This is a genomic window from Acidovorax sp. CCYZU-2555 (assembly GCF_018413525.1).
In the GTDB taxonomy this organism is placed as follows: domain Bacteria; phylum Pseudomonadota; class Gammaproteobacteria; order Burkholderiales; family Burkholderiaceae_C; genus Comamonas.
Genome location: NZ_JAHCDD010000020.1, coordinates 1 through 13,023 on the forward strand (window position 1 = coordinate 1; position 13,023 = coordinate 13,023).

The window sequence follows — 13,023 nt, forward strand, 5'->3', positions numbered from 1 at the left end:
CGCCGCGCAACATGCCTTCTTCCACCGACGCGCCCCAACTGTTGCGTGCCGAATGGCAGGCCGCGCAATGGCCCAGGCCTTGCACCAGATAGGCACCGCGATTCCATTCGGCCGGCACATCGGCCGCGGGCTGCCATTCCTGCGCGCGGAAATACAGCGCGCGCCAGACGGCCAGTGCCGCCTGGGTATTGAACGGAAACGACAGCTGATGCGCTTTCGCCGGCGCATGAACGGGCGCCAGGCTTTGCAGATAGGCGAACAGCGCATCGGCATCGGCGCGCACGACGCGCGTGTATTGGGGATAGGGAAAGGCCGGGTACAGCAGGCGGCCGTCCTGCGAACGGCCGTGGTGCAGCGCGCGCCAGAACGCATCGGGCGTCCAGCGGCCCAGCCCCGTTTCGGGATCGGGCGTGAGATTGGGCGCATGGATCACGCCAAACGGCGTCTCTATGGCGCGCCCACCTGCATATTCCACTCCGCCCTGCGCGGTATGACAGCCCATGCAGTTGCCGGCGCGCGCCAGATAGGCGCCTTTTTCCAGCATGTCGGGCGAAGCCGGCGCGACGGCCGCGCCCGGTTCGCGGAACAATTGCGGCGCCGAGGCTTCACCGCGCAGGTTGAGCCAGACGACAACGGCCACGCCTGCGAGCAGCAACCCGGCCAGCGCCAGCAGCCAGCGCATTGATGATTTGTGCATTACCGGCCCTCCTTGCGCGCGGCGTTGTCGGCATGCATGCCGGCGCAGGCCATGGGCGCGGCGCCGGGCAGCTGCGCCAGCGGCTTGCCGCCCTGGGGTACGGGCTGCGCGGCCAGCCAGGACGACAGCGCCCCCACCTCCTGCACCGAGAGCTTGCGCGCGATCGCGGCCATGCAATCGGGCGCCTGGGCATGGCGCGCGCCGGTGCGCCAGGCGCCGAGCTGGCTGTTGAGATAGTCGCGCGACAGCCCCAGCAGGCCGGGCACGGCGGGCAGCACGCCCGTCATTGCCGCGCCATGGCAGGCAACACATGCGGGCAGACCGCGCGCCGCATCACCCTGCATGACCAGCGCCTGCCCCTGGGCCAGCACCGCGGCCGAAGCCTGCGGCCGCAGCGGCGCGGGATACGGCACCTCGCGCTGCGCAAAGTAGCCCGCCATTTCGCGCAGATAGTCATCGGTCAGGTTGGCGAGCAGATAGGACATCTGCGTGTGGCTGCGCCGGCCGTCGCGAAAATTGAGCATCTGCCGAAACAGGTAATCGGCCGGCTTGCCCGCGAGCCGCGGGAAATAGCCTTCGGGGCTGGCCCGCCCCTGGTCGCCATGGCAGGCACTGCAGGCCTTGACGCGCCAGGCCATCGAATCGACGGGCGCCATCTCGGGTGGATTTTGCTGCGCCTGCGCGCCCAGTGCCAAGGTACCGAACAGCGCTGCAACACCGAGTGGATGGGAAAAAACGCGGAAAAGGCCGTTGCGATGCACGTATGCGCCCGCCCCCACCCCCATTGATAAACCCATTGGACACGCCTCTGATTGAACTTCGGAACGCTCCAATCTAAGGGGTGCGGCCACGCCTGGGTAGAGGGAGAGTGCCAGTAGCCAAAGGGGCTTGAAACCCTGCAGCCGGCACCTTGTCCCGCGACTCAATGCCTCACCTCGACAACCACCCTGCTCCCGGACTCACGCTCGAGCACATCACTCCACATGGCCACATTCGCTTTGTCCAGGTTGGCATCCCATTCATCCAGAAGAAGATGGGTCACATCCTTTTGCGCAACGATTTCACGAAGTGCCTGCAAAACCTGCTGCCCCGTTGAAGTGCCAGCAACCTCTGCGGACCAATACAGTCCAGGCTCCCCTGGCGGAAAATAAACAGCGCTCTCGCCGATCGCCCTCTTCAACCTCAGCATCATGGTGGATTTTCCAGAGCCATTGCCACCACGAATCGTATACCGACCAGTGCCCTGCTTTACAAGCTCATTGACAAACCCACCCGGATCGCCCATCGGAGAACCATTCACTGTTATTTCATCGGAAACAAAACCATTTTTTTGCGCAGCACCGCGAGACATGCTAAACACCCCCAGGAGCACCTTCACCCTGGCCCACTCCGCAGTCCAGTCCAGACTCTCCGAAACGAGCGCACTCAAAGAGCTCAATATGTGAAAAATTCTCGTCAAATTGACAATAATGACAGCGATCAACGGAGCACTGGCTTGCCCATTGACAGCAAGCCACAAGAGATAAACTGTGGGCAGCACTGAGAACATGGAGAGAAGAAAGCTGATGAATTGCTTCTTTATTTCCAACGCGATCTTGTTTTCATAATAAACAGCAGAGACCGTGTCGAATCGACGCTGCCACGCCTGACGATTCATCCTGTTTCCCAAGGAGACATTCGGCCACATGTCACCCAGCGCCGAGGAATACTTCAAAAAACTGAGCTCGGCTACCGAAGCCGCGTTCTCTATGAAGCGGCGCGTCAGAATTATCAGCACTATGCACAATGCCAGACTGACCACGTACCCATAGAAGATATCTCCCGGCAGGATCAGACCAATCACCAGAAAACTCAAAAAACTGTTCAACACGAAACTTGTAAATCTGTGGACAAATGAAACCACATCATTAATTATCATGAATGAGCTTCTTGCCGCAACGGACTCAACCAGGGATCTCATTTCAGCATCCCTATAAACGTCAGCCCCAGCCCTTATAAAATTCACCAGGGCCTCAATATATTCCACATGGCTTTTTCCAATCCACCTCTGCAACGTCACAAAAGAGAGATAGCCTGGAATATATGGAAAAATCATGGAGCAAAAATACAAAACCAACTTATCGTGTAGTCACGTCCTTCTTGAAAATTCTCAATGGCATCTGTCAAAAACACAGCCGACAATGCAATGATAGCTTGATGAATAAAAATCAAAATCATTGTAAGAATCGAATATTTATTCAAAAATATTCGAACCACCATCTTTGCTTGAGACGTTTCAGTCATGACACCCCCAACCAAAGCTAGAAAAATTTCAATCGCAAGACATTGACGCACAAAATTTCGCCGATTTTTATGGCGCGCGCATGCCCATTCCAATCACATCATTCGCATGCGCAGATCATTTTTCGACCGGCCAACACGGCGCTGCCTTGCCCCGTTTTTACCGACACCCCATGCCAGTTCCCGCCTACATGTCACCGCCGGCCCAGTACCTACATTGAGGCTTCACGCCGCGCCATTGCGGCGACCTTCGGGAGACGAACATGCCTGCCGCTCTGTCCCATGGAAGTCCTATGCCGCGCCAATGGCTGCTGATCCTGATGCTGTGCGGCCTGGTCTTCGCCTGCGGACTGAGCGCCCATACGCATCCCGCGCCGCGGGATATCGCAGTCATCCAGAATTTCGACGCCGCACGCTATGCGGGGCAATGGTTTGTGCTGGCGCGCATCGACCACCCGGCCGAGCAAGGCCTGATACAGACCGGTGTGTACTACCGCAGCAATGACGATGGCTCGCTGGCCATGGTGCAGCGGGGCCTCGATCCCGAGCGCAAGCAGTGGACCAAGCGCGAAAGCCTGGCCCTGCCCGCGGGCGCGGCCCACGAAGGCGCATTGAAAATTTCAGCCCAAGGCGCATACTCTGATTACCATGTGGTGGCGCTCGACACCGACTACCGCTGGGCGCTGGTGGTCGGCGCGAGCACCGATCGCGCCTGGGTTCTGTCGCGCACGCCCAGCCTGCGCGCCGAAGACCGCAGCCGGCTGCTGCAGCAGGCGCGCGCCGCTGGCGTCAACACTGAACAGCTGCTCTGGGTTCCACAGGAACGCCAGGGCGCACCTTTGCTCTAGCCTGTACCTGCCACGGAGAACCTCTGAATGGATTACAAGGACTATTACAAGATCCTGGGTGTCGATCCCGCGGCCAGCGCGCAGGACATCAAGAAAGCCTACCGGCGTCTGGCGCGCAAGCACCACCCCGATCTGAGCAAGGATCCCGAGTCCGCGGCGCGCATGGCAGAGATCAACGAGGCCAACACCGTGCTGTCCGATCCCGAAAAGCGCGCGGCCTACGACCAGTTGAGCGCCGAACCCGCCGAGACCTACGGCGCGCGCGGCGGCTTTCGTCCTCCTCCAGACTGGGACCAAGGCCATTCATTCCAGCAGAACGGCGGCCCGGGCAGCGAAGACTACAGCGACTTCTTCGACGAGTTGTTCGGTCGCAGCGCCTATGCGCGGCAAACCCATGCGCGCGGCCAGACGCCGCCCGACCGCAAGGGGCGCGACCACCATGCAGTCATAGAGCTGGACCTGGAAGACAGCTACCGCGGCACCGAGCGCTCACTGCAGGTGCGCAGCGCCGCGCTCGATGCCCAGGGCCAGGCGGTGGAAAAGACCCGCGAGCTGCAGGTCACCATCCCCAAGGGAGTCAAGGAAGGCCAGCTGATACGCCTTGCCGGCCATGGCAGCCCGGGCCTGGGTCATGGAATGTCGGGCGACCTGCTGCTCGAAGTGCGCTTTCGCCCCGACCCGCGCTGGTACGCCAAGGACAAGGATGTCTACCAGCATGTGGCCATCGCGCCCTGGGAAGCCGCCTTGGGCGGGCCGATCGAAGTCACCACGCTGGCCGGCACGCTCGAAGTCAATGTGCCCGCGGGCTGGAAAAAAGGCCGGCAGCTGCGCCTGCGCGGCAAGGGTCTGCCGGCGGCAACGCCCGGAGATATGTATCTGCTGCTGGAGATCACGCTGCCGCCCGCCAATGACGAAGCCAGTCGCAAGGCCTACGAAGCGTTCTCGCAGGCCTTCCCCGACTTCAACGCGCGCAACGCCTGAACCTGCCATGAGGAAAATGCCATGACTGCCGCCCCTTCCCCTTTCTGCACGCCCTGCGAAGTGCTGGACACGGCCGCGCTCGATCTCGCACAGCTGGCGCACGCCTGCGCCCAGCCCACGGGCTGGGTGGTGCAGCGCGTGCACGAAGAGGTTTTGCAGATCGATGCGGCCAGCGGCGAAGACCGCGGCGAATGGCGTTTCAGCAGCCACACGCTGCTGCGCGCGCGGCGCATTGCGCATCTGGAAACCGCGTTCGATGCCGACCCCCAGCTTGCGGCGCTGGCCGCGGACCTGATGGAGGAAGTGCAGACGCTGCGCAAATTGCTGCATGAACGCGGCGACGGCCGACGTTGACGCGGCGACGCCAAAAAGCAAAAAAGCCCTCGAGAGGGCTTTTTTTTCAGCGAAGCAGCAACGGCTTAGCCTTGGTGCGGACGCTTGCCAGCGTTCTTCTTCGAGCGCGTGGCCACGCCACGTTCCTTGCTCACGCGCTGACCACGGCCAGCCGTAGGCAGGCTGTAACCGTTAGGCAGGGGAGGCTGGGGCGTGAACTTGCGGTCGGCTTCGGTAACGATCTTGTTGCCCATGGGATGTCCTTCAATGAAAAAAGCGATTTGAAGCCGCTATTAGGCCACAGCCTGGGACCGGCCTGAACGGCAAAGTCATACGCGGATGCGCGTTATCGCTGCGAAGCTGAGGTTTGCACGCCTGCAATGCGCTTCTGTCCGACAGCGCAGTCCCACAGGAGAGTGGATAAGAGTCGGCTATGCACATACTCTGGACCTACCTGAAACCCCATGCGCGACTCGCCTGGCTGGCACTGCTGCTGGCCGCGATCAGCCAGGTGCTGGCGCTCGTGGACCCCATCATTTTCGGCAAGATCATCGACGGCTATGCGGTGCATCCCGGCGACAAGACCGATGCCGAACTGATTTCGGGCGTGCTGAGACTGCTGGGCCTGGCCGTGGTCGTGGCCATAGGTTCGCGCCTGGCCAGGGCGCTGCAGGAATATGTGACGCGACTGGTGGTGCAGAAACTCGGCACGCAACTGTTCAACGACGGCCTGCGCCAGGTGATGCGGCTCAAGTACCAGGAGTTCGCCGAAATGCGCACCGGCGAAACCTTGTCGCTGCTGCAGAAGGCGCGCTCCGACAGCGAGCGCTTCATCAACACGTTCATCAACACCGTGTTTGCGGCCGTGGTGGGCATCAGCTTTCTGGTCTGGTATTCGGTCACGCGGCATTGGGCGCTGGTGCCGGTGTTTCTGATCGGCGTGCTGGTGCTCGGCGGCCTCACGGGCCTGCTGAGCCGCGAAATTCGCAACCAGCAGCGCTCCATCGTGCGCGAGACCAACCGCAACTCGGGCTTCATCACCGAGTCGCTGCGCAACATCGAACTGATCAAGAGTCTGGGGCTCACTTTCCCCGAAGTGCGCCGCCTGCAGGCCCAGACCGAGAAGATCTTTGCGCTCGAAATGCTCAAGGTCAAGCGCATTCGGCTGCTGTCGTTCCTGCAGGGCTCGACGCTGAGCCTGCTCAAGCTGGGCATTCTGTTCGCGCTGCTGTGGCTGATCTTTCGCGACGTGCTGAGCACCGGCGAGCTGATCGCCATGCAGTTCATTTCGGTGGCGATCTTCGCGCCGCTGCAGGAGCTGGGCAACATCATCGTCGCCTGGCGCGAGGCCGAAGCGTCGCTGCTGAACTTCGACACGCTGATGAAGAAGCCCGTCGAGAAGCGCCCCGCCAACCCGCAGCGCGTGGGCCTGGTGCAGGACCTGAGTTTCGACCAGGTCGAATTCCAGCACCAGGGCGCGAGCGACAAGGCGCTCGACGGCGTGTCGTTCTCCGCCAAACTGGGCGACACCATCGCCTTTGTCGGGCCTTCGGGCTCGGGCAAGTCGACGCTGGTCAAGCTGCTGGTGGGCCTTTACACGCCGCAGGCCGGCACCATCGCGTTCAACGGCATACCGACGCAGCAGCTGCGCTACAACGAAGTGCGCCGCCAGATCGGCTTCGTGACCCAGGAGACCCATTTGTTCGCCGGCACGCTGCGCGAGAACATGCTGTTCGTCAAACCCGATGCCACCGACACCGACATCCTCACGGCGCTGGAGCAGGCCTCGTGCCTGCACCTGCTCGAACGCTCACCGCTGGGCCTGGATACGCCTATCGGCGAGTCGGGCGTTCGGCTGTCGGGCGGCGAGAAGCAGCGGCTGTCGATTGCGCGCGCGCTGGTGCGCAATCCCCGGCTGCTGATCTTCGACGAAGCCACTTCCGCGCTGGACTCGCTGACTGAAGAACAGATCACCGCGACGGTGCGCCGCGTGTCGCAGCAGGCCAACCGCATCACGCTGCTGATCGCCCACAGACTGTCGACCATCCTGCATGCACAGACCATCATGGTGCTCGAGCGCGGGCGCATCGTCGAATCCGGCAGCCACGCCGAATTGCTCGCGCACAAGGGCCTGTACTACGCGATGTGGCGCCAGCAGATCGGCGAACGTCCGGCCGGCAGACCGCTGGGCGCGTTGACGCCGCAAGCCGCGCCGACCGACGAATAGTGCGCAGCTAGCGCGCCTGGCCGCGCGCAAACGTCGTCCTTCGCTGACCAACGCATGCCAGCAAACACCTACATGCGCTGCGCGCCGCACGGGGTAGATTGTTGATATGGGCGTACCCGCCCTCACTATAAAAGTGCTGATGACCTGTGCCGGGCCTGGGCCCCGCCGCCTTCGCAGGTTTTCGTTCAACGCTGTCCAAGGAGTTCTATGCCGCGTCACACCCCTCGCCAACTGCCCTCGTTCGATGACCTGCGCAGTCGCCTGGACTACGATCAACTGCCGGCCGCGGCCAGGCGCCACGGCTCCACGGCAGCGCTTGCGGTCGGCGCGGGCGCGATTGCCTATCTGGCGTGGATGGCCTTGCGCACCCCGCCCCGCCCGGCCTCGGTGCAGCCCGTGGGCAATTTCGATGTCTCGCGTTATCTGGGCCGCTGGTACGAAGTCGCGCGCATAGACCAGCGTTTCGAAAAAGGCCTGGTGCGCACGCGCGCCGAATACAGCCTCGCGCCCAACGGCAGCGTACAGGTAGTGAACCGCGGCTTCGATCCGCGGCGCAATCGCTGGGAAGAAGCGCGCGGCAAGGCGCAGTTCATCCACAGTTCGGACGAAGCCGCGCTCAAGGTGTCGTTCTTCGGTCCGTTCTACGCGGGCTACCACGTGGTCGCGCTCGACGAGCAGTACCGCTGGGCCATGGTCGTGGGCTCGAGTCTCGACGCCTTCTGGATTCTCTCGCGCACCCCGGTGCTGCCCAGTGGCGTGCGCCAGCATCTGCTGTCCCAGGCCCAGCAGATCGGCATCGATCTGGACCGCATTCTGTGGGTCATGCAAGACGGCGCCAACCCCACGGGCAGCTGAGCGTTCCGCCGGGTCAGGCGCCCTGCCCCTGCAGGAACGGCAGCGCGGCGTCGAGCAGTGCCTGCGGCGCCTCTTCCGCGATGTAGTGGCCGCAAGGCAAGGGATGGCCGCGTACGTTGTCCGCGAGTTTCTGCCATTCCTTGAGCGGCTCAAAGCAGCGGTGGACCACGCCCTGCTCGCCCCACAGCACCAGCAGCGGCATGGTCAGGCGCCGGCCCCGTTCCCGGTCTTCGCGCTCGTGCACCAGGTCTATGCCGGCCGCGGCGCGGTAATCCTCGCAGATGCCATGGGCCGCGCCTGGCAAGGCCAGACAGCGCATGTATTCATTGAGCGCACGCGCATCGAACGGCGCCAGCCCCGCGCTGCGCCCGCCCATCACATCACGCACATAGGCCCCGGCGTCGGCCTCGATCAGGCGCTCGGGCAGCGGCGCGGGCTGGATCAGAAAGAACCAGTGCCAGTAGGCGCGCGCGAAATCCTCGCTGGTCTGCTCGTACATCGCCAGCGTGGGGGCGATGTCGAGCAGCACCAGCCGCTCTATCGCTGAAGCGTGGTCCATGGCCAGCCTGTGGGCAACGCGCGCGCCGCGGTCATGGGCCAGCACGCTGAAGCGTGCATGGCCCAGCTGCTGCATCAGCGCCAGCAAATCGCGCGCCATGCGGCGCTTGCTGTAGTTCGCATGGTCGGCATCGCCCCGGGGCTTGGAAGAATCGCCATAGCCGCGCAGGTCGGGAACGACCAGCGTGAAGTGCCGTGACAGCGTGGGAACGAGCTTGTGCCAGATGACGGCCGTTTGCGGATGGCCATGCACCAGCAGCAGCGCCGGCCCCTGGCCGCCGACCCAGGCGTGCAGTTGCACATCTTCATCGACCACCACCTGCTGCGGGTGCAGGCCCGCCATCAAGTCAGCGGCATCCTTGGCTACGGCAAGGTCTGCAGGGGCGGCGGTCATGGTGTTCTCCTGGTGGCAAATATGCGACCCATGATATGGAGAAACAAATGGGTATCAGTGGCTTTGGATTTACTTCACTAGTGCATTCAATTCACGAATTGAATGCCAAGGACTAAGAGAGCGTCGCCGCGGCCACCAGGCGCTGGGTATAAGGATGGCGCGGGGCGTCGAGCACCTGCGACACGGGGCCGGCTTCCAGCACTTCGCCGTCTTTCATGACCATCACGTCGTGGGCCATGGCGCGTATCACTTCCACGTCGTGGGTGATCAGCAGATAGCTCAGGCCGCGCTCCTTTTGCAGCCGCTGCAGCAAGGCCAGCACCTGCTGCTGCACGGTCACGTCGAGCGCGCTGGTGGGCTCGTCGAGCACCAGCAACTGCGGCTGCACGATCAGCGCGCGCGCAATCGCCAGCCGCTGGCGCTGGCCGCCGGAAAACTCATGCGGATAGCGCTGCAGCAGGCCCGGGTACTGCAGCTCGGTCAGGCCCACATCGGCCAGGGCCTGCTCCACGCGCTGGCGGCGCTCCACCGGCACGCTCGTGGACGCATGCACGTGCAAGCCTTCGCCGACGATCTCCTCGACGGTCAGCCGCGGCGACAGCGAAGAGAACGGGTCCTGGAACACGACTTGCACGCTGCGGCGCAGCGCCTGGTTCGCGGGGCTGTTGCGCGTGGCCGGCTGATGCCAGGCCCGGCCGTTGATGCGCAGCTGGCCTTCGGACGGCAACAGGCCCAGAATGGCCTGGGCCAGCGTCGACTTGCCCGAGCCCGATTCACCCACGATGCCCAGGGTGTGGTGCGGCAGCAGGCGCAGATCGACACCCTTGACGGCGACAAACTCGCCTTTGCGAAACCAGCCGCGCAGCCCGGGCAACGGGGTCGCATAGCGCACCTGCAGCTGCTGGGTCTCGACCAGCGCCTGGTCGGCGCGCGGCGGTGCTTCGACCACATCGCGCTGCGGCACGCTGCCGATCAGGCGGCGCGTATAGGCATGCTGCGGATGGGAAAAAATCTGCTGCACCGGGCCTTGCTCGACCAGCAGGCCACGCTCCATGACCGCGGCGCGATCAGCAAAGCGGCGCACCAGGTTCAGGTCATGGGTGATCAGCAGCAGCGCCATGCCGGTCTGGCGCTGCAGGTCGCCCAGCAGCTCCAGAATCTGCATGCGCAGCGTGACATCGAGCGCCGTCGTCGGTTCGTCGGCGAGCAGCAGCTTGGGCGATGAGGCCAGCGCCATCGCGATCATCGCGCGCTGGCGCTGGCCGCCGCTGAGCTGGTGGGCGAACGAACGCGCACGCCGCTCGGGTTCGGGAATACCGGTGGTCGCGAGCAATTCGACGGCCTGCTTGCCGGCCTGGGCCACCGACAGCGACTGCTTGAGCTGCAGCACTTCGGCGATCTGATCGCCGACGGTCATCAGCGGGTTCAGTGCCGTCATCGGCTCCTGGAAAATCATCGCCACGTCGCCGCCGCGCACGCCGCGCATTTCGCGCTCCGACAGCGCCAGCAGATCGCGGCCGTCGAACAGCACCTGGCCGCTGAGGTGGGCGTCGCCGGCCAGGCGCAGCAGCGACAGCGCGGTCACGGTCTTGCCCGAGCCCGACTCGCCGACCAGGGCCAGCTTCTCGCCGGCGCTCAGCACGAAGTTCACGCCGTGCACCACCTGCTTGTCGCCAAAGCGCACCTGCAGGTCACGCACTTCGAGCAGGGGCGTAGTAGTTGCGTTCATTTGCGTTCCGCCTTGTCCGATATCTGGGCCTTGCGCGGGTCGAGCGCATCGCGCAGCGCGTCTCCCATGAAAGTCAGCAGCAGCAAAGTGCTGACCAGCACGGCGAACGTACCGAGAGAAATCCACCAGGCGTCAATGCTGTTCTTGCCCTGGCTCAGCAGCTCGCCCAGGCTGGGTGTGCCCGGCGGCACGCCCAGGCCCAGGAAGTCGAGCGAAGTCAGCGCCAGAACCGCAGCGCTCATGCGAAACGGCAGGAAAGTGACCACGGGCGTGAGACTGTTGGGCAGGATGTGGCGCCAGATGATCTGCGCATTGCCCACGCCCAGCGCGCGCGCCGCCTTCACATAGTCGAGCTGGCGGTTGCGCAGGAACTCGGCGCGCACATAGTCGGACAGCCCCATCCAGCCGAACAGGCTCAGCAGCACCAGCAGCAAGGAGATGCTGGGCGCGAACAGCGCGCTGAAGATGATCAGCAGATACAGCTCGGGCATGGAGCCCCAGATTTCTATGAAGCGCTGAAAGGCCAAATCGGTCTTGCCGCCGAAAAATCCCTGGATCGCGCCCGTGATCACGCCCAGCAGCACGCCGGTCACCGTGAGCGCCAGCGCGAACAGCACGCTCACGCGAAAGCCATAGATCAGCTGCGCCAGCAGATCGCGGCCGCGGTCGTCGGTGCCCAGCCAGTTGGCCGCGCTGGGCGGCGACGGGTTGGGCAGCTCGGCAAAATAGTTGATCGACTGCGGGCCGTAGCGGTTGAGCGTGTAGACCGCCCAGTTGCCTGGCGCGTCCAGGCGCTGCGCGATGAACGGGTCGAGGTAGTCGGTGGTGGTCTCGAAGTCGCCGCCGAACGTCGTTTCAGGGTAGTCGTTCCACAACGGCCAGTAGGTCTGGCCCTGGTAATGCACGACGATGGGTCGGTCGTTGCTCAACAGCTCGGCGCCCAGGCTCAGCAGCACCATGGCGCAGAAAACGATCAGGCTCCAGTAGCCCAGCCGGTTGCGCTCGAAGCGCTGCCAGGCGCGGCGCGCGGGCGACAGCGAAGGCGCTGGCGCAGCGGCGCGCGCCACCGCGGCTTGAACGGGGTCAGTCGAACTTGACACGTGGATCCACCCAGACATAGCAAAGGTCGCTGATCAGCTTGGTCACCAGGCCGATCAGCGTGAACAGGTACAGGGTTCCGAGCACGACGGGATAGTCGCGCCGGATCACGCTTTCATAGCTCAGCAGCCCCAGGCCGTCGAGCGAGAACAGGGTTTCGATCAGCAGCGAGCCCGCGAAGAAGGCGCCGATGAACGCCGCGGGAAAGCCGGTGATGATGGGAATCAGCGCGTTGCGGAACACATGCTTCCACAGCACCTGGCGCTCGCTCAGGCCCTTGGCGCGCGCGGTGAGCACGTACTGCTTTCTGATTTCTTCAAGGAAGGCATTCTTGGTCAGCATGGCCGTGACGGCAAAGCTGCCCGCGACCATGGCCGTGATCGGCAGCGCGATATGCCAGAGGTAGTCGACGATGCGCGCGCCCCAGCTCAGCTGCTCCCAGTTGGCCGAGGTCAGCCCGCGCAGCGGAAACCACTGCAGCTGGCCGCCGAAGATCACCAGCAGCGCCACGCCCAGCACGAAGCCCGGAATCGCATAGCCCACAAGAATCGCCAGCGTGGTCACCAGATCGAAGCGCGAGCCCGCGCGCACGGCCTTGGCCACGCCCAGCGGCACGGCGACGAGATAGCTGATCAGGAAAGTCCACAGCCCCAGGCTGATCGACACCGGCAGCTTCTCGACCACCAGGTCCCAGACCGCCTTGTTGTGGAAAAAGCTGCGGCCCAGATCGAAGCGCGCGAACTGGCCCAGCATCTGGAAGAAGCGCTCGTGCGCGGGCTTGTCGAAACCGTAGAGCGCCTTGATCTGCTCCAGGCGCTGCGGGTCCACGCCCTGGGCGCCGCGGTAGTTCATGCCGCCGCCGCCGCCCGTCGCACCGCCCACGCCGGCCTTGGCTTCGGCCAGATATTGCTCCACCGGCCCGCCGGGAACGAACTGGATCACGACGAAAGTCAGCAGCAGCACGCCCAGCAGCGTGGGCACCATCAGCAGCAGCCGCTTGAGGATATAGACGAACATGGCGGT

At 63.8% G+C, this 13,023-nt stretch carries 14 protein-coding genes; 5 read left to right on the forward strand and 9 right to left on the reverse strand.

Translation table 11 applies throughout. From position 1 onward, the window contains the following. From KHY18_RS09185 to KHY18_RS09200, 4 genes are all read right to left on the reverse strand, one after another. The coding region (locus KHY18_RS09185) for a cytochrome c (protein WP_249729011.1) at positions 1–697 on the reverse strand (697 nt) is incomplete at its 3' end. Beyond that, a complete protein-coding gene (locus tag KHY18_RS09190) occupies positions 697–1,353 on the reverse strand; it encodes a c-type cytochrome (protein ID WP_249729012.1) in 657 nt (218 codons plus the stop codon). The genes KHY18_RS09190 and KHY18_RS09185, both read right to left, overlap by 1 nt. Positions 1,354–1,619: 266 nt before the next feature. Continuing rightward, positions 1,620–2,792: a hypothetical protein gene (locus tag KHY18_RS09195; RefSeq protein WP_213298364.1), complete on the reverse strand. Its 1,173-nt coding sequence runs from the start codon at positions 2,790–2,792 to the stop codon at positions 1,620–1,622. Next, positions 2,789–2,980 carry a hypothetical protein gene (locus KHY18_RS09200; RefSeq protein WP_213298366.1) on the reverse strand — a complete coding sequence of 64 codons (192 nt, stop codon included), beginning with the start codon at positions 2,978–2,980 and terminating at the stop codon, positions 2,789–2,791. Before KHY18_RS09200 ends, KHY18_RS09195 begins: the two co-directional genes overlap by 4 nt. A 260-nt stretch (positions 2,981–3,240) precedes the next feature. On the opposite strand from KHY18_RS09200, the gene KHY18_RS09205 reads away from it, so the two are divergent. Genes KHY18_RS09205 through KHY18_RS09215 form a run of 3 tightly spaced genes read left to right on the forward strand, consistent with a single transcriptional unit; the run spans position 3,241 to position 5,160 of the window. Continuing rightward, positions 3,241–3,825: a lipocalin family protein gene (locus tag KHY18_RS09205; protein WP_213298368.1), complete on the forward strand. Its 585-nt coding sequence runs from the start codon at positions 3,241–3,243 to the stop codon at positions 3,823–3,825. 27 nt (positions 3,826–3,852) lie between these two features. Next, positions 3,853–4,806 (forward strand): DnaJ C-terminal domain-containing protein, encoded by a 954-nt coding sequence (locus KHY18_RS09210; protein WP_213298371.1) that lies wholly within the window; start codon positions 3,853–3,855, stop codon positions 4,804–4,806. A 21-nt stretch (positions 4,807–4,827) separates the two neighbouring features. Continuing rightward, complete coding sequence (locus KHY18_RS09215; protein WP_213298374.1) at positions 4,828–5,160, forward strand: chaperone modulator CbpM; 333 nt, start codon at positions 4,828–4,830, stop codon at positions 5,158–5,160. 65 nt (positions 5,161–5,225) lie between these two features. Here KHY18_RS09215 and KHY18_RS09220 read toward each other — a convergent pair whose 3' ends face one another. Then, a complete protein-coding gene (locus KHY18_RS09220) occupies positions 5,226–5,393 on the reverse strand; it encodes a hypothetical protein (RefSeq protein ID WP_213298376.1) in 168 nt (55 codons plus the stop codon). Between the two features lie 179 nt (positions 5,394–5,572). Here KHY18_RS09220 and KHY18_RS09225 point away from each other — a divergent pair, with 179 nt between their 5' ends. Both KHY18_RS09225 and KHY18_RS09230 read left to right on the forward strand, forming a co-directional pair. After that, entirely contained in the window at positions 5,573–7,366 is a 1,794-nt protein-coding gene (locus KHY18_RS09225; RefSeq protein ID WP_213298378.1) for an ABC transporter ATP-binding protein, read from the forward strand. Positions 7,367–7,573: 207 nt separating this feature from the next. Continuing rightward, the gene (locus KHY18_RS09230; protein ID WP_213298380.1) at positions 7,574–8,221 is read left to right on the forward strand and encodes a lipocalin family protein; all 648 of its coding nucleotides are present in this window, start codon (positions 7,574–7,576) and stop codon (positions 8,219–8,221) included. Positions 8,222–8,234: 13 nt separating this feature from the next. Here the strand turns inward: KHY18_RS09230 and KHY18_RS09235 are convergent, their stop codons facing one another. From KHY18_RS09235 to KHY18_RS09250, 4 genes are all read right to left on the reverse strand, one after another. Beyond that, complete coding sequence (locus KHY18_RS09235) at positions 8,235–9,122, reverse strand: alpha/beta fold hydrolase (protein ID WP_249729017.1); 888 nt, start codon at positions 9,120–9,122, stop codon at positions 8,235–8,237. 163 nt (positions 9,123–9,285) lie between these two features. After that, on the reverse strand, positions 9,286–10,902 hold the full coding sequence (locus tag KHY18_RS09240) for an ABC transporter ATP-binding protein (RefSeq protein ID WP_213298384.1): 1,617 nt from the start codon (positions 10,900–10,902) through the stop codon (positions 9,286–9,288). Then, complete coding sequence (locus KHY18_RS09245) at positions 10,899–12,020, reverse strand: ABC transporter permease (RefSeq protein ID WP_213298386.1); 1,122 nt, start codon at positions 12,018–12,020, stop codon at positions 10,899–10,901. The genes KHY18_RS09240 and KHY18_RS09245 overlap by 4 nt, the downstream gene beginning before the upstream one ends. Then, positions 11,986–13,017: a microcin C ABC transporter permease YejB gene (locus KHY18_RS09250; protein WP_213298388.1), complete on the reverse strand. Its 1,032-nt coding sequence runs from the start codon at positions 13,015–13,017 to the stop codon at positions 11,986–11,988. The genes KHY18_RS09245 and KHY18_RS09250 overlap by 35 nt, the downstream gene beginning before the upstream one ends. Positions 13,018–13,023: the final 6 nt, after the last annotated feature.